Origin of the sequence: Marinobacter fonticola (assembly GCF_008122265.1) — a bacterium.
GTDB lineage: Bacteria > Pseudomonadota > Gammaproteobacteria > Pseudomonadales > Oleiphilaceae > Marinobacter_A > Marinobacter_A fonticola.
In genome coordinates this window covers 4,039,873-4,056,689 of the sequence record NZ_CP043042.1, presented here as the reverse complement: position 1 = coordinate 4,056,689, position 16,817 = coordinate 4,039,873, and the positions used below count along the sequence as shown (strand labels likewise).

General features: G+C 57.7%; 14 protein-coding genes. 4 read left to right on the top strand and 10 right to left on the bottom strand.

Annotation, left to right across the window (positions count from 1 at the left end):
• Window positions 1-2: 2 nt before the first annotated feature.
• The 10 genes from FXO11_RS18060 to FXO11_RS18015 form a co-directional block, all read right to left on the bottom strand.
• Entirely contained in the window at window positions 3-941 is a 939-nt protein-coding gene (locus FXO11_RS18060) for an ABC transporter permease (RefSeq protein WP_148864333.1), read from the bottom strand.
• Complete coding sequence (locus FXO11_RS18055; RefSeq protein WP_148864332.1) at window positions 938-1,984, bottom strand: ABC transporter permease; 1,047 nt, start codon at window positions 1,982-1,984, stop codon at window positions 938-940. The genes FXO11_RS18060 and FXO11_RS18055 overlap by 4 nt, the downstream gene beginning before the upstream one ends.
• Before the next feature lie 149 nt (window positions 1,985-2,133).
• Entirely contained in the window at window positions 2,134-3,699 is a 1,566-nt protein-coding gene (locus FXO11_RS18050) for an ABC transporter substrate-binding protein (protein WP_148864331.1), read from the bottom strand.
• 346 nt (window positions 3,700-4,045) lie between these two features.
• Window positions 4,046-5,329 (bottom strand): sensor histidine kinase, encoded by a 1,284-nt coding sequence (locus tag FXO11_RS18045; RefSeq protein WP_148864330.1) that lies wholly within the window; start codon window positions 5,327-5,329, stop codon window positions 4,046-4,048.
• Complete coding sequence (locus tag FXO11_RS18040) at window positions 5,326-6,069, bottom strand: response regulator transcription factor (protein WP_148864329.1); 744 nt, start codon at window positions 6,067-6,069, stop codon at window positions 5,326-5,328. The genes FXO11_RS18045 and FXO11_RS18040 overlap by 4 nt, the downstream gene beginning before the upstream one ends.
• A gap of 7 nt (window positions 6,070-6,076) precedes the next feature.
• A complete protein-coding gene (locus FXO11_RS18035) occupies window positions 6,077-7,489 on the bottom strand; it encodes an ArnT family glycosyltransferase (RefSeq protein ID WP_227545958.1) in 1,413 nt (470 codons plus the stop codon).
• A gap of 49 nt (window positions 7,490-7,538) precedes the next feature.
• Complete coding sequence (locus tag FXO11_RS18030) at window positions 7,539-8,570, bottom strand: glycosyltransferase family 2 protein (RefSeq protein WP_148864327.1); 1,032 nt, start codon at window positions 8,568-8,570, stop codon at window positions 7,539-7,541.
• Window positions 8,563-8,961: a GtrA family protein gene (locus FXO11_RS18025; protein WP_168203198.1), complete on the bottom strand. Its 399-nt coding sequence runs from the start codon at window positions 8,959-8,961 to the stop codon at window positions 8,563-8,565. Before FXO11_RS18025 ends, FXO11_RS18030 begins: the two co-directional genes overlap by 8 nt.
• Window positions 8,962-9,019: 58 nt before the next feature.
• On the bottom strand, window positions 9,020-11,062 hold the full coding sequence (locus FXO11_RS18020; protein WP_202980248.1) for an LTA synthase family protein: 2,043 nt from the start codon (window positions 11,060-11,062) through the stop codon (window positions 9,020-9,022).
• A gap of 133 nt (window positions 11,063-11,195) precedes the next feature.
• Window positions 11,196-12,272 (bottom strand): PA0069 family radical SAM protein, encoded by a 1,077-nt coding sequence (locus tag FXO11_RS18015; RefSeq protein ID WP_148864325.1) that lies wholly within the window; start codon window positions 12,270-12,272, stop codon window positions 11,196-11,198.
• Window positions 12,273-12,713: 441 nt separating this feature from the next.
• Here FXO11_RS18015 and FXO11_RS18010 point away from each other — a divergent pair, with 441 nt between their 5' ends.
• The 4 genes from FXO11_RS18010 to FXO11_RS17995 all read left to right on the top strand — a co-directional run bounded on the left by FXO11_RS18010 (window position 12,714) and on the right by FXO11_RS17995 (window position 16,814).
• Window positions 12,714-14,309 carry an isocitrate lyase gene (locus FXO11_RS18010; RefSeq protein ID WP_148864323.1) on the top strand — a complete coding sequence of 532 codons (1,596 nt, stop codon included), beginning with the start codon at window positions 12,714-12,716 and terminating at the stop codon, window positions 14,307-14,309.
• Between the two features lie 343 nt (window positions 14,310-14,652).
• Window positions 14,653-15,639 carry a hypothetical protein gene (locus FXO11_RS18005; protein ID WP_227545957.1) on the top strand — a complete coding sequence of 329 codons (987 nt, stop codon included), beginning with the start codon at window positions 14,653-14,655 and terminating at the stop codon, window positions 15,637-15,639.
• Window positions 15,640-15,698: 59 nt separating this feature from the next.
• Window positions 15,699-16,103 carry a hypothetical protein gene (locus tag FXO11_RS18000; RefSeq protein WP_148864322.1) on the top strand — a complete coding sequence of 135 codons (405 nt, stop codon included), beginning with the start codon at window positions 15,699-15,701 and terminating at the stop codon, window positions 16,101-16,103.
• Between the two features lie 15 nt (window positions 16,104-16,118).
• Window positions 16,119-16,814 (top strand): C39 family peptidase, encoded by a 696-nt coding sequence (locus tag FXO11_RS17995; RefSeq protein ID WP_148864320.1) that lies wholly within the window; start codon window positions 16,119-16,121, stop codon window positions 16,812-16,814.
• The last annotated feature ends 3 nt before the right edge of the window (window positions 16,815-16,817 follow it).

Below are 16,817 nucleotides of genomic sequence, written 5' to 3'. Positions count from 1 at the left end.
GCTTACCCCTTGTACAGTCTCGGGTTCATCACATCACGCAGCCAGTCACCCAACAGGTTGATGACCAGCACGAGGACCACCAGCACCAGGCCGGGAATCAGCGTGATCCACCAGGAACCGCTCTGGATATAATCGAAACCGGATTTGATCAGCGAGCCCAGCGACGGCTGGGTTTCCGGCATGCCCAGACCGAGGAACGACAGCGCCGCCTCGGAAATGATCGCGTTGGCGATCTGCACGGTGCCGATTACGAAGATTGGCGACAGCGTGTTGGGCAGGATGTGGCGGAACATGATGCGCTTGGTGCGAAAGCCCATGACCTTCGCTGCGTCCACGTATTCCTTCTTTTTTTCGGCCAGCACCGAAGCGCGCACGGTGCGGGCGATCTGCGGCCACTCCGCTACGCCGATGATCAGGATCAGCATGTAGACGGCGATCTCGCCGAACATCAGGTTGCCGAAGCTGGCCTTGAACACGGCGCCGACGATAATCGCCACCATCAGGGTGGAGAACGACAGCTGCACATCGGCGATACGCATCAGGATGGAATCCACCCGACCGCCCAGATACCCCGCCAGCAGGCCAAACAGGATGCCCAGCGCCGCTTGCAGGATGACCGCGCCAAAACCGATCAGCAGCGATACGCGCGTGCCGTAAAGGATCGTGGAAAGCAGGTCGCGCCCCTGGGCATCGGTACCCAGGGGGAAAGCCGGATCGGCGCCGTCGCCCCAGATCGGCGGCAGTTCCGAGTTCATGATGTTGATGGTAGCCAGGTCGTATGGATCGTGCGGAGCCAGCACCGGCGCGAAGATGGCCGCCAGGGCGATCAGCACGAAGACGATGAAGCTGGCAATCGCCACCTTGTCACGTTTGAAGCTGTACCAGAGAAAGGATTCCCGGAAGCGGCTCCAGCGGGATGCAGTTGCGGTCGCTGTGGTCATGCCTTCTTACCTGTCAGTTTGACTGTGGGGTTCACCAGACCATAGATCAGGTCAACCACCGTATTGGTGATGACGAAAATGAGGCCCACCACCATCAGATAGGCGACGATCAGCGGAATGTCGCTGCGGGTGATGGCCTCGAGGAACATCAAACCGACGCCGGGCCACTGGAATACGGTTTCGGTGAGAATGGTGTAGGCCACCATGATGCCCAATTGCACCCCGCCAACCGTGATCACCGGCAGCATGGTGTTCTTCAGGGCATGCAGGAAGTGGATGCGGCGCGGTGAGACGCCCTTTGCCTGGGCGTAGCGGATATAGTCGCTCTGCAGCACTTCCATCATTTCGGCGCGGATCAGACGGATAAACAGCGGCAGCATGATCGACGCCAGGGATACCGCCGGCAGGAGCAGGTGCAACAGGCCGTTCCAGGTGAAGAAATTGGAGTGCCAGCTGCCAAACAGATGCGTCAGCTCGCCGCGACCATAGGACGGCATGCCGCCATCGGTGGAGAAAAAATCGTTTAACCATTGGCCCCAGCCGGTGTCTGACGGGAACCAGGACACCGTCACGCCGATGGAGAACAGCTGGATCAGAACGATGGCCGTGAGGAACACCGGGATGGAAATGCCCACCGTACTCACGCCCATGAAAAATTTTGATAGTAATGCGCGTGGCCGGATCGCGGCATAAACCCCGATAGGCACGGACAGAAAGCCGATCATCAGGCCGGCGGCGATGACCAGCTCCAATGTGGCGGGCAGGTGCTCCATAATGACATCCATGGTGGGTTTGCCATAGAAATAGGAGTTGCCCAGATCGCCCTGGATTGCATTGCCGGCAAAGCGAACATATTGCACCAGGAAGGGATCGTTCAGGCCCAAGTCCTCGCGGAGCTGTTCCCGTTCGGCCTCGGACACGGACTGCCCGACCATTTCTCGCAACGGATCGCCCAAACCATCCCGGATGGCAAAGCTGATCACGCTGATCACGAACATTACCAGGATCGCCTGGCCTATCCGTTGAACCAAAAACGCTAACATGGGGTCACACCGAAAACTGGCTGGGAAGCGCCGCCGAAAAGCCGCGTGTTCCCGGGTTTTATTGGTTTACTGCGTGCTCATCTGCATGAGCGGGTACAAAAAAACCGGGTCCGCTGTCGCGTTGGACCCGGTTTTTATTTCAGGTCCCGTTACTCAACGACCAGGTCACCGATATAGGGGAAGTTCATTACGTTGAGGATCGGCTCGATCTTCACGTTCTCCTTGGAGGCCCAGGCCAGATCCTGCCAGTGCAGCGGGACGAAAGCGGCATCTTCATACAGACCCTTTTCCACTTTCTGCAGCATCTCGGTGCGCTTGGCGGTATCGGTTTCGACGTTGGCCTGCTGCACCAGCTTGTCCAGCTCCGGGTTGCAGTAGTTGCCGGCGTTGTACTGGCCGGTGCCGGACTCGGCGTCCACGCACATGGTCAGGAACTCGTAGAAGTTGGCCGAGTCCTCGGTATCCGCATGCCAGCCGATCAGCATCATGTCCGCAGCACGGTTATCGTACTCGGGCCAGTACTGGGCTTTCGGCAGTGTCTTCAGGTCGACCCTGATGTTGATGCGAGCCAGCATGGCGGCAACCGCCTGAGCAATCTTGTCGTCGTTCACGTAACGGTTGTTGGGCGCCATCATGGAGATGGTGAAACCGTCCTCGTAGCCCGCTTCTTTCATCAGCTGCTTGGCCTTCTCGACATCAAAGCGCTTTTCCAGGCTGTCGACGTGGCCCTGGTAGCCTTCCGGGGAAAGCTGGGCGGCCGGGGTGGCGAAACCTTTCATGATCTTGGCCGCGATGCCTTCCTGGTTGATGGCGTAGGCAATGGCCTGGCGCACGCGCTTGTCTTTAAAGGCTTCGACCCGCTCCTGATTCATGTGGAACAGGATGATGCGGGTGCCGCTCATGGTGACCAGGTTGGTCTTGGGGTCGTTCTTGATACGATCGAGATCGGTGGGCGGAACCGGTGCGATGAAGTCCACGCCGCCGGAGAGCAGGGCGGAGACACGGGTGTTGTTCTCCTTGATGGGCGTCAGGACGATTTGGCCGACGTTACCCGGCGAGTCCTGGTCCCAGTAGTCTTCGAAGCGCTCGAATTCCACTTTTACGCCTTGCTGGCGCGAGGTCACTTTGAACGGACCAGTGCCGGATTGGTTGCGAGACGCGAAGGTATTCGCCTGCTTACTAATGGCGCTCTTGTCCTTGCCGTCTTTGTCGGTCCCGGTGTAGAACGCCTTGTCCAGCGGGAAGATGTAGGTGGCGGTATTCAGTACCAGCGGGTAGGGCTCTTTGGTGATCAGCTCGAAAGTGTGTTCGTCAATGACCTTGAGCTCGCTGAACGGCTGGAAAATCGCCTTGTAGTCCTGACTCTTTTTAAGACGCTCGAAGGTGAACTTCACGTCTTCGCTGGTCAGCGTGTTGCCGGAGTGGAACTTGACGCCTTCGCGCAGGTGAAAGCGCATAGTCTTGTCGTCGACCCGTTCCCAGCTCTTGGCCAGGCGGGGTTCGAATTCCAGATCCTTGGTCCAGCGAATGAGTGGATCGAAATTCATGTGCGACAACTGAAGCATGCCGCCGGAGAGCTGCTCGTGGATGTCGAGGCTGATGGGATCGGCGTCGTAGGCCATCTTCAGTTCTTTGTTGGCCTCTGCTGCGGAGGCGAGGGGTGCGGCCCCCGCCATTACCACGCAGCTCATGAAGGCTGTGAGGAGTCGTTTCATAGGGTTGCGTATCCTGTCGCTGTTTGTTTTAAATTTTTGTAGTGCGCTCTGCGGGAAGTACAGATTGCAGTGGCTTTTAAAACTAGTGACTGGATGTTCACTGAGCAATCGAAAAAACGACATGCGGTTATTCGCGGCATGAATGACCTGAATGAGGTCGATTTCTACTGTGTCCGACAATATCCGGGAAAGGTTTTAGAAACAGAGAGGTAGGAGGCGAGCCGACGGGTTGACGACGGAGAAGAGAACCAGCTTGGCCTAGGTACGCACCAGATCGATACCCGACAAATGGTAATGTTTCCTTCCGTTTTTTGCTGGCAGATGGAGCGGTTTCCCGGATTTTGAGTTAGTGAATCTTTACCGTGTCGTCGAACCGGATCTCGATTTCCGTGCCCTTGGGGCTGGTCTGGATGACGGCCAGTTGCCAGCCAAGCCGTTCGCAAATCAGTTGGACGATCAACAAGCCGAAACTGGTTTCCTGAATACGTCCCTCTTCAGCCAAGGGCGTATGAGTGAGTCTTTCGGAGATATGGTCCGGTAGTCCACTGCCGTAGTCGCGAATACGCAGGTGCCCTGGGAGAGCGTCAATTTCGACGGTTTGCTGGGTATGTTTCAACGCATTTAGCAGCAGATTGCGCAGCAACATGCGCAGGAGGGCTGGGTCCGTCGTTACGGTCTGGTCGGACGGGCCAGGCGTGAACCGGAGTCTGGATCGATAATCGGCCTGGCTGCTCTCCAATTCATCCAATGTATCTTCGATGCTGTGGTGGAGGCTCAGTGTGCGGTGCTCGTCACTGTCGATATGCCCACGGGCGAGTTTAAGCAGTACATCGACGTCGGACTGCATGTCCTGAGTCGCGCGCCGAATGCGGGCGAGGGTGCGTTTGTCTGCCGGCGACAGGCTGTCTCGCCTCTCGATGATATCCAAAGCGCCGGTCATCACCGCCAGCGGCGTGCGCAGTTCGTGGCTGGCCAGTTTGACGAACGATTTCTCCCGCTCGACAAAGGTTTCAATGGCGTCCAGAAAGCGATTGAAGGCCGCCGCGATATCGGCAAATTCGGTGTCGCGGTAGTTGGTTTCAAGCCGGCGCATGGACTTTGCCGGCTCCGTCCCCTGGATTTGGTGGGTCAGCTTGCGTAACGGGTGCACGAGATAGCGGGCGCTCAGCCGGGAAAGGATAAAACCCAACAGGGCCATACCCAGCAACACAGCCATAACGGTGAGTTGGGAAAGCAGCTCCTGTTCTTCCATGATTGAAATGTCCTGGGAGAGATACAGGCGGCCCGGTGGCGTATCCACGTCGGTGACCAATACCAGGTAGGTCGCCCCGGGAAGCTCAATCTCATCCGAAAAAGGCGACGGCCTGCCCTGCAGGTACTCTGGCAACACCGCATCGCTTTCGCCCTTGGGGAGATAAAAGGCGCGGAGCCGGGCCGTTCGCCAGGTCTGGTAACGGGCTTCGTTAATCTGTTGGCGAAAAAACGTCCGCTCCTCGGTCAGCTCAAGTGTGAGAATGGTGTCTTCCATATCCCCATAGAAAAGTTCGATACCGCCGATGGAGAGTAGCGCGGTGACCAGACTGACCAGAAAGAGGTTGCGGAAAAGCCGGGTTGCCAGGGAGCGTCTCACCGTAACGATGACTCCACCTCAGCCGGTGGGTCGATACGGTAGCCTCGCCCGTAGACGGTTTTGATCAGAGAATGCCCAAGGGCTTTTTGCAGTGTTTGGCGTAGAGAGTAAATGTGGGTTCGTAGCGTGTGCCCTTCGATACCGGCGCCGTCGTGGCCCCAGATGGTTTCGCTGAGGGCTTCGTGGCTGAGGAAGTTGGGATAGGCGCGCACCAGTAACTCGAACAGCCGGGCGGGGATGCCCGTCAATTCGGCCTGCTGGCCAGCCAGGTCGACCCTCAGCGTGCCCGGATCAAAGCGCACCGGGCCCGCCACCAGTCCGGTCTGTCCCGGACCGCTATAGCGGCGATGGAGGGCCTCGATACGCAGTTGCAGTTCGCGTAGTTCAAAGGGTTTGACCAGGTAGTCGTCGGCGCCGAACTCGAAGCCCTGTTCTTTATCCGTCATCGATCCGCGTGCGGTCATCATGATGATCGGTGTTGAACATTGCAGGTCATTGCGGATGCGCCGGCAGATCTCGAAGCCCGAAACGCCGGGCAGCATCAGGTCCAGCACGATCACATCGTAGTTATGGGTGGCCAGCAGGTGTAACGCCGTCAGGCCGTCGGCCGCGAAATCCAGCGCATAACGGCTCTCACCCAAAAACTCAAACAGATTTTCAGCCAGGTCGACCTGATCTTCGACGATGAGAAGGCGAAGTGGGCTGACCACTCCTGACGTGTGCGACGGCGGTTTTGACATGGATCACTCAGCCTTCGGTCGGTACTTTCGGGTCTTCAAACTGGAGTAGCACGTAGCGCTGGTTCTCGGCCCCGATCCGGGGCGATACCGGTAGCTTGGCGAGCACCCGGTTTTCCTCATCTCTGGGCACGGCGACAAAATAGCGCTGAAACGCCTGATTCTGATGCATATCGAGCAGCTCTTCCAGCGTCACCTCGTTAGCGGTTCCGCGGCTATAAAATTGGGCTGAGAAAGGCAGTTTGTCGAGATAGAGTAGCGCGCTATCGCCGGGCTGGCGCTGCGAGAAATAGTAGCTCGCCACACCTTCTTCTGTCTTGAGTTCCTGTTGATTGGTCACGGCTACCAATGCGAACGCGGATAATAGAACCGGCGTCGCCAGTGTTGCCGGAATCAGGGCTCTACCGACGTTACGGCGGGTGCGGGTAAGCCGCACTTGCCAGGCATTAACGGCTTCGGCAATCAGCAGCGCGCTAAAAGGTAGAGACGGCAGAATGTAAGTCCAGAGCGTATTGCCCGCGAGCGTGAAAAATAGCATGGGGGACAGGGCGCACATCAGGGCGAACTGACTGTATTTGTCGCCGCTGAGGTGCCTGCGCAGTCGTCCAGCCTGTCCTTTTACGGCGACCGTGACCAGGCCCGCCAGCCCCAGCACACCCCAGGGAAAAGAGGCCCAGAGCCAGAATATCCAAATCATGCCTTTCGGCTGGTCATGGGCGCTGCCATAGAGGTCGCCCGCCCAGCCTGGGTCGAGAAAGCGCCGAATATGTTCCCCAACGATAAAGTAATCCAGGAAACCGGGTGTCTTGAGTTCGGCGGCAATGTACCAGGGTAGCGTTATCGCCAGTGTCAGCAGGGTGCCTCTTACCCAGGGCAGACTCCTGCCGTAGAAGTGCCAGCGTGCACGGCAGGATAGCCACAGGGCCATGGGAAACCCTGTCAGCACAACGGCCAGCGGGCCTTTTGCCAGAAGACCAATGGCGATCCCTAGAAAAAAGAGCCAGCGCCAGTTGTCGACCCGGCCGGCGATGACCATGCCGAAACTCACGAGGCTCAGGGTCGTACCTAACGCGAGGAAAGGGTCCGTCATCACCGCGCCGGAGGCCACGTAGGTCAGCGCCATACTGGAGAGAATCAGCGCGCACCAGCGAGCGGTACGGTAACCGCTGATCTCCAGGGTGTACCGCCAGATGAGCGCGACGGTGGCCAGCATGCAGAGCCAGGAAGGAAACCGTAACGCGAATTCGGTCAGGCCGAAGGCGCGTATGGCTAACGCCTGGGCCCAGAATGACAAGGGGGGCTTACCCCAAAACGGCACACCGGGCTCGAACCACGGGGTAATCCAGTCTCCGGTGGCGGCCATCAGGCGTGCGATCTCGCCGTAACGCGGTTCCGTGGTGTCCACCAGGGGGAAAATCGTCATGCTCAAAAGCCGGCTGAGCAGGACGGCCGCTAACAACCAAAACCAGGGACTAACCCGCTTCAACATAACGACTGGCCTCGTGGAATGTATTGATGCTTCGATCCGCCGGCCCTGACTGCTCGACGATGTCACGCAGGATGTAAACCGGCCTGCGTTTGGATTCCAGGTAGGTCTTGCCGACATACTCGCCGACAATCCCGATACCGAGTAACTGCATACCCCCGAGGAAGGTGATGATGGCGATCAACGACGGATAGCCGGCGGTAACGTTACCAAGTATCAGGGCCTTGGCGACGATCCACAGCCCAAACAGTGCTCCCGCGATGGCTGCGGTCAGCCCGATACCGGCAGTCCAGCGCAGGGGCATGATCGAGAATGACGTCAGCGCTTCCAGGGCGAGTCCGAACAGGCCGAAGGTGTCCCATTTCGAGACACCGGCCGAGCGCGGCGCCCGGTCATACTCGATAACGGCAGTGGGCAGGCCAACCCAGGCGAACAGTCCCTTCATGTAGCGGTTGCGTTCTTCCAGGGTGAGCAGGGCGTCCACCGCCTTGCGGCTCATCAGTCGGAAATCGCCGGTGTCGACCGGTATGGTCCCGCGACAGGCGCGATTGAGAATGCGGTAGAAACCGTAGGCACAGAAACGCTTGAAACCGGACTCGCCACTGCGCGAACGCCGCTGCATCAACACCACATCGGCGCCGGCCTGCCAGCGCGCGACCATGTCCGGAATCAGCTCGGGCGGGTCCTGCAGGTCGGCGTCGAGAATGACGATGGCGTGCCCCCGGGCCAGCTCTATGCCGGCGGTAAGCGCAGCTTCTTTACCAAAATTACGGCTTAGCCGGCCAAGCCGTAGGGATGAATCCTTGAGAATTTCTCCCCGGATGAATTCTGCGCTGCCGTCTTCGCTGCCATCGTCGACAAAGACGATTTCAGTTCTCAGTTCGAGTTGCCGGAGAATCGGACGCAAATGCTCGAGCAGGATGGGTAATACGGCCCGTTCATTGAAGACCGGTACGATGATCGAAAGTAGTTTCGTGGGCAGGGCGACCGCCCGATGTTCCGTGTTGATGCTAGTCATGGAACACAATCCTCGCGTAAAGCACATAGTTCAGACCCGTGATTACCGCCGTTGTCAGCGTTTGGGCCGGTACTGTCGATAGTTCGAGCGGGCCATGCAGCAGCCAGAAAAAGGCCGCGTTGACGATGCCGCCGAAGGCATAGCAAAGCAGGTAACGTACAAGCGCCGGTCGATGGGCGCCTCGATGGTTGAAGGTGATGTTGCGCTGAAGCTGGTAGTTCGTCAGCGCACCGGCGACGCTGCCGATAATGCTTGCAGTGAGCGCCGCCTGGCCGATCGCTATCGCTGCTGCCATCACGGTCCAGTGGATAGCGGTCGAGAGTCCGCCGGTCAGCAGAAAACGAAGCCACCGCCAACCTCTGCGGCCATCTGTCATTAGCCCTGTTTGCATAACGGACATCCTAACGAGCGGTGTGTGAAGCCGGTGTTCAGCAAAAGTCAGGGAAACGTCAAGGCGCGATGTCTTCGGCGCCCGGATACTTTCGTTCGCGATAGAGCCACAACGGAAGCATGGCATGGGCTTTGGCCTCGCGAACGCTAGCCTCGCCGGGCGCCTGGCGGAGATAGTTGGTGATCCCGGCACGCGGGTCGTAATGTCCCTTCAACGGTGGCTGGTCACGGCGCAGCACGGTTACGTCGTTATTGGCCGTCAACCAGGCGTAGTTGTCGTAGAACTGCATCATCGCCCGGCCCGGAGCCTCGTCGGGCAGGGTCAGGTCCCGGCCGATCATCGGGTGTGTGGCGCTCACGCCCATCAGGGACAGCAGGGTGGGCGCCAGATCGATCTGGCTGGCCAGTGTCCCGACGCGCTTGGGCTGGGTGTCGGCTCCGAGAATCAACCCGGGAATGTGAAAGTTCTTGATGGGCACAAGTTCGTTGCCCCATACCCGGTCGTCATGATCGGCCACAACCAGGAAGAGGGTGTCCTTCCAGTAGTCACGTTGGCGGGCCTGGGCAATGAAACCTCCCAGCGCGTAATCGGCATATTTAACGGCGTTGTTGACGGTTTGCTTGTCGGCATCGTGCAAATCGATACGACCGTCGGGGAATTCAAATGGGGTGTGGTTCGACGATGTAAAAACCAGGCGGAAAAAAGGTTTTCCTGTCTGGTGAAGAGCTGCGAGCTGTTTGTCGGCCATGGCGAAGAGATCCTCGTCGCTAACACCCCAGCTACCTGTAAATGCGGGATCGATGTAATCGCTTTGATCGATAATCTGCTCGAAGCCATTGCCGGTGAAGAAGCTGCGCATGTTGTCGAAATGCGCCTCGCCGCCATAGACGAAACCGGTGTCGTAGCCCTGTTCCCGAAGTAGCCCGGCCAGGGTAAAGAAGTGGTTTTGCGACAAAGACAGCTTGACCACACTGCGTGCCGGCGATGGCAGGTAGCCCGAGACCACCGCTTCAATGCCGCGGACAGAGCGGGTGCCCGTGGCGTAGAGATTTTCAAACCACCATCCCTGATCCTTGAGCGTCTCGAGGTTGGGAGTTACGGGTACGCCGCCGAGGGATTTCACGAAGGTGGCTCCCAGGCTTTCTTCCAGGATGATGACGAGATTGAGCGGCCGTTTCCGCTCCACCGTCGCCGCCTGATAGTGCAGGGTTGGGTATTGCTCGGAGGGAAAGTCTGCACCTCGCAACCAGGGGGCGTTGCGTATTTCATCGAGCATGGCCTGTGGTTTCAGGGCGCCGTAAGCCTCGCTTGCCTGAGCTTCGTGCTTGAGATTGTAAAGGGCAAAACCGACCGACCAGGCCGAATTCAGGATCAGGGAATTGACTAGCGCATCGGAGGTCAGGGCAAACATGGCCGGGTTGGCCGGCCGGTGGTCGGTCGTGGAACGGATGCTCATAAAGACGGCGAGCACGGCTACCGGCCAGGCCATGAGTGTCCACTTGTAGGCCGGCCGCCGCTGCTCGCGCAGCCAGGGGCGCAACAGCCTGGCGAATAAGGCGGTCAGCAGAATGCACAGGCCGGAGCCCAGCAGCACCGGCAACCGGAAGCCATGCCAGAGCGTAGCGAGAACTTCCTGCGGGTACTTCAGGTACTCGATGAAAAGCCGGTTGGGTCGAACGTCATATTGGGCGATAAAAGGCGGTGTCGCCAACTCCATAAACAGGACGGCAAACACCATAATCAGCGCCCAGATATAGCTGAAGCGGCGCCAGGCCGGCCAGCCGAATCGATGGGCGAGCAAGGGCAACAGGAGCAAAGGAACGGCGACCGCCATCCCGGCAGCGATCGCGTCGACCCGAAGCCCTTGAAGGAACAGAGTGGCACCGATTCCGGTGTCCGCAAACCGGTCCGCTTTCCAGATCACGAGCAACAGCCGGGACAGGCTTCCAATAAGAAGTATTGCGCAGAACAGCATGAGCAGGGGCGTATAGGCGCCTCCGCCTCGAAATGGCCGATAGAGGCGGCTGACAAATGATTGCGCCTCCACGGGGTTGCCCGTGTGAGTGATTGAACCTGCGTGTGACTGCACCTGATTGGACATCGCGCCATCCCGGAATTCGGTCGTTGGGGAGGCGCTATGATAAGTAGGGTGCTATCAGGGTTTTGTCAGGCGAGTGTCAAAGAAATATCAAACCCCACCGGCATGGGTGATGCATGTTTTATCCGTTGCGATTTCATATCGACGCCACCGGTATCAGGTTCAACTGCTCACCGCCCGGCCGCGCAAAAAGATCGGTGCGCAAAGGCTCGGCGCCCGGCTGGTTCAGCCCCAGCTTTTTCACCTTACGGTTGAAGCGCTGGCGGATCAGATCGGCGTAAACCCCCTGGCCACGCATGCGATGGCCAAAGCGGCTGTCATTGGCTTTGCCACCGCGCAGGTCGCGGATGCGGTTCATCACGTGGCGGGCACGGTCGGGGAAGTGACGTAGCAGCCAGTCCTCGAACAGTTCATGGATCTCCAATGGCAAGCGAAGCATGACCCAGCTCGCCCGCTGGGCACCGTTTTCCGCTGCTGCCTCCAGTACCGCCTCGATCTCGGCATCGTTAATAAAGGGAATCACCGGCCCCATGATGATACCGGTGGGCACGCCAGCATCAGACAGCTCTCTCAATATTTTCAAGCGCGTAGCCGGGGCAGCGGTCCGTGGTTCCATGCGGCGTTTCAAATCGTTGTCCAGTGTCGTCAGGCTGACGCGCACCGAACACAGGCCATCCCGGGCAAGGCTCGCAAGCAGGTCCAGATCGCGCAGAATCAGGGCCCCTTTGGTAATAACCGATACTGGGTGATTGTATTCACGGAGCACCTGTAGCAATTCCCGGGTCAGGCGGCGTTTCTTTTCCAGCGGCTGGTAGGCATCGGTATTGACGCCCAGGGCGATGGGGCTGGGCATATAGTTCGGTTTATCGAATGTCTGCCGCAGAAGCCTGGCGCCATTAGGCTTGGCAATCAGCCGGGTTTCGAAATCCAGTCCCGGCGAAAGGTCCCAGTAGGCATGGGTCGGCCGGGCAAAGCAGTAGATGCAGCCGTGCTCGCAACCACGATAGGGATTGATCGACTGATCGAAGGGCACATCCGGTGACTGGTTGGTACTGATAATCGAGCGCACCTGTTCGTCTATCACCTGGGTAGCGACGGAGTCAGGACACAGCATGTCATCCGGATCATGGTACCAGCCGTCGTCCATATCCCGATCGGACGTGAGGGGTTGGTAGCGATTGTGGGGGTTATTCCCGGTGCCGCGTGTGCGCATAGCGATTACCTGGCGTTGAACGGTCCAGACTCTATTGGATACTGTTTATATATACAGTATATTGAGTGGAGAGTACGCCGGATTGCGAAACTTCGCAACCTTGAACACGAAAGGCGTTATGAAAGCGAAAGCACAAAAAGCAAGAAGCAAAGGAAGAAAGGCGCAAAGCAAGGAAGCGAGAAAGAACGATAGAACGATAGAGCGATAGAGCGATAGAGCGATAGAAAGTAGCGATATGTCGTGTGGGTGATTAACTAATGATCAAACAGGCAGTTAGGCGAATCGCTCTGCCATTCACTAAAAAAATAGCGGAAATACATAATATAAATTTTAGTTATGGCTATGTGGTTCGTAGAATGGCCCTATCGTCAGCCAGCAGCGCCCGGTAATCACCGTTGCAGGCAGGACGTTTGGCTCACTCAACTGAAAACGGGATCGACCATGTCACAGTACAACCAAGACATCGAGGCCATCAAAGCCCTTAAGGAAAAGATGAAGGGCTGGGATGCGATCAACCCTGAGCACGCCGCTCGCATGCGCGCCCAGAACAAGTTCAAGACCGGTCTGGACATCGCCAAGTACACCGCGAAGATTATGCGCGAAGATATGGCGAACTATGACAAGGACACCTCGCAGTACACCCAGTCCCTGGGTTGCTGGCACGGCTTCATCGGTCAGCAAAAGCTGATCTCCATCAAGAAGCACTTCGGTTCCACCAAGCGTCGTTACCTGTACCTGTCCGGCTGGATGGTTGCCGCCTTGCGTTCCGAGTTCGGCCCGCTGCCTGACCAGTCCATGCACGAGAAGACGTCTGTTGCCAGCCTGATCGAGGAGCTGTACACCTTCCTGCGTCAGGCGGATTCCTGGGAACTGAACCACCTGTTCCGTGGCCTGGAAGAGGCCAAGAGCGCCGGCGATACCGCCAAGGCCGCCGACATCCTCGAGCAGATCGAGAACCACGAAACTCACGTGGTGCCGATTATTGCCGACATTGACGCCGGTTTCGGTAACGCCGAAGCGACCTACCTGCTGGCCAAGAAGATGATCGAAGCCGGTGCCTGCTGCGTCCAGATCGAGAACCAGGTTTCCGACGAGAAGCAGTGTGGCCACCAGGACGGTAAAGTCACCGTTCCCCACGCCGACTTCCTGTCCAAGATCAACGCCGTGCGTCTGGCGTTCCTGGAGCTGGGTATCGATGACGGCGTTATCGTTGCCCGTACCGACTCCCTGGGCGCTGGCCTGACCCAGAAACTGGCCGTGACCGACGAGCCGGGCGATCTGGGCGACCAGTACAACAGCTTCCTGGATGGCGATTACATCGAGAAGCCGGAAGACATCAACAACGGCGACGTGGTCATCAAGGCTAACGGCAAGCTGATGAAGCCCAAGCGTCTGGCATCCGGCCTGTTCCAGTTCCGTCCGGGTACCGGCGAAGACCGTGTGGTTCTGGACTGTATCACCAGCCTGCAGAACGGCGCCGACCTGCTGTGGATCGAAACCGAGAAGCCGCACGTTGGCCAGATCGCCGCCATGGTCAATCGCGTCCGTGAAGTGGTGCCCAACGCCAAGCTGGTCTACAACAACAGCCCGTCCTTCAACTGGACCCTGAGCTTCCGTCAGCAGGTCTTCGACGCATGGAAAGAAGAAGGCAAGGACGTGTCTGCATACGACCGTGCCGCTCTGATGGGCGCTGAGTACGATGAAACCGAGCTGGGCCAGCTGGCTGACGAGTGGACCCGTAACTTCCAGCGCGATGCCGCTCGCGAAGCGGGTATTTTCCACCACCTGATCACCCTGCCGACTTACCACACCGCGGCCCTGTCCACCGACAACCTGGCCAAGGGCTACTTCGGCGACGAAGGCATGCTGGCTTACGTCGGCGGCGTGCAGCGTAAGGAAATTCGTCAGGGCATCGCCACGGTCAAGCACCAGGACATGGCGGGCTCTAACATCGGCGACGACCACAAAGAGTTCTTCGCCGGTGACGCCGCCCTGAAGGCTGGTGGTAAAGACAACACCATGAATCAGTTCGGTTAATCGAACGGTTCGGTTGTCATCGACCGGGGTTGTGGCCCCGGCTCGATATATTAAAAGCCCCGCTTCCGAGCGGGGCTTTTGTTTTCCAGTCTCCATGGCGTTCTGATTCAGCCAAACTCACCCTGTTGTATCCGTCAATGGTGAATACAGGCTCCTCGCCTCACTAACACCTTGAATCCCTGAAAATTTCGCTCGAGCTTGTTCTTCAAATAGCTAGAACCTGTTTCAAGGTTGGAACAGGTTGCTACTCTCCGGTTCTGGAAGCGTCGAGGCTATTTGAAGAAAAACGTAAACCTTTCAACAAGCTGTTGCCTTCCTTCGGCGATTGGCATGGGAATCGCTAATGCCCACCTCGCCGGTCTTCCGTCATGGGTTCACCGGCGCCCGCTGGACGCGGCATCAACGTGGCTCCAGTGACATTGCCAACCAAAGAGGGAACGACATCATGAAAGCACAAAAGAGTTTGCTGGTACTGGCTATCGCAATGAGTCTGGGCCTGTCTGGCGCAGCACTGGCCGATCAAGGTGGCGACGGCGATCCGAACGTGAATGCCGACAATACCTCCAGCGCAAACAATGGATATTCCGGCAACTCCGATTCCGGAAATGACAACACTAACAATTCCGATAACTCCGACAGTTCAGATAACTCTGACAACTCCGATAACAGTGCGAACGCGACTGATTCCTTCAAAATCGCGGATAGCGGTAATGACATGTCTGATAACTCTGACAGTTCGGATAATTCCGACAGTTCAGATAACAGCACCAACGTGAATGACGCCTTCAAAATTGCGGAAAGCGGTAACGATATGTCGGACAACTCCGACAATTCAGATAATTCGGACAACTCCGACAGCTCAGACAGTTCCGATAACAGCACCAATGTTGATGTTGCCGATAGTGGCAATGACAACTCTGATAATTCCGATAACTCAGACAATTCGGATAGTTCGGATAACTCAGACAGCTCGGATAACAGCACCAACGTCAACGATTCCTTCAAGATCGCCGATAGCGGTAATGATATGTCGGATAACTCGGATAATTCCGACAACTCCGATAATAGCGCCACAACCACCACGCTGGACCTCGATGTCTTCCTGAACAATGCGGCGCTGGATGGCAGTGTTTCCAATATCACGTCCACTTACGGCGACGCCAACGGCGAAGGCTCTTACGCGACGGTTTCTCATCACAATGAGATTTCCGGTGGTTCAGCCAACTTCACCGGTGTGGGCGCGTTCTCTCAGAACAACGGGGCGGGTGCAGTGACCCAATCCAACGTGAGTGTGATGTCCAACCTGAGCACTGGTGGCGGTTCACGGTAATTTGATGGGATAGGCCGCGCCTTTGGCAGAGGTGCGGCTGTCTCTCGGGAGGTGCAGCCATGGTAACTGGACGGCGTTATACCGGGTGTGTGCTCTGGATTGGCCTGTTGGTCTTTTCCCGCTTTGTGTTGGTTGACGACGTGTGGGCTGGCGAGGTGGTATCGGCGAACGACTCGGCATTGGTTGACGAAGCCCTTTTTGAAGGCGCGACCGCGCTGACATCGGGGCAACTGGAGGAGTCCAACGGGCGACAGGGAGTTCCCTTTCAGTGGCAGGTCAATGATACCGAACAGAACGCTATCGTTTCCGACAATGTGCTCAGCGGTACGGTGGTGACCGGTAACAACACCATCTCCGACCACGCATTCGAGAACATGAACGGCGTCGCCACGGTTATCCAGAATACGGGTAATCATGTGGTGATACAGGACAGCACGCAAATCAATGTTCTGATCAATCAGTAACGGAGGGATCGGGCCATGGATCGCAAAGTGACGGTTTTACTTCTGGCAGCGCTGGTTGTCAGCGGATCCATGGCCCAGGCCGGCACTGTGGTGTTGCCTGGCCTGGGCGGAGATCTGCTGGTGAACGTTACCAGCTTCAAGGAGCGGCGTTTTCTGACCGTCGTGCAGCAGCAATATGATTTCAGCTGCGGGTCAGCGGCCGTCGCTTCATTGCTGACGTATCACTACGATCATCCGGTCTCCGAACAGACGGTCTTTACCTCGATGATAGCCCTTGCCGACGAGGAAAAGGTCCGTCGGCAAGGTTTCTCGATGCTGGATATGAAGCGTTATCTGGCGAATCAGGGGTTCCTGGCGGACGGGTTTCGTATGCCGCTCGGCCAGCTTCGGGAAGCCGTCCGTATCCCGCTGGTGGTGCTGTTGGATATGGACGGGTTTCGCCATTTCGTTGTCGTCAAAGGTATTTCCGAAGGAGAGGTGCTGGTCGGCGACCCGTCCAGGGGGCTTAAAATCTTTACCCATGCGGATTTCCTTTCACGGTGGGACGGCATTGCCTTTGTGATCCGGAGCCATTTGCCGGAAGGGCGGACCATGTTCAATCGTGAAGATGAATGGGGGCAGGTGGCGCGGGCGCCACTCGGTGACCAGCCCACGGGGATGTCGCCGATGGATAGAACTGTACTTTTTTCGCCATTGGGCCAGGAGTGGTGACCC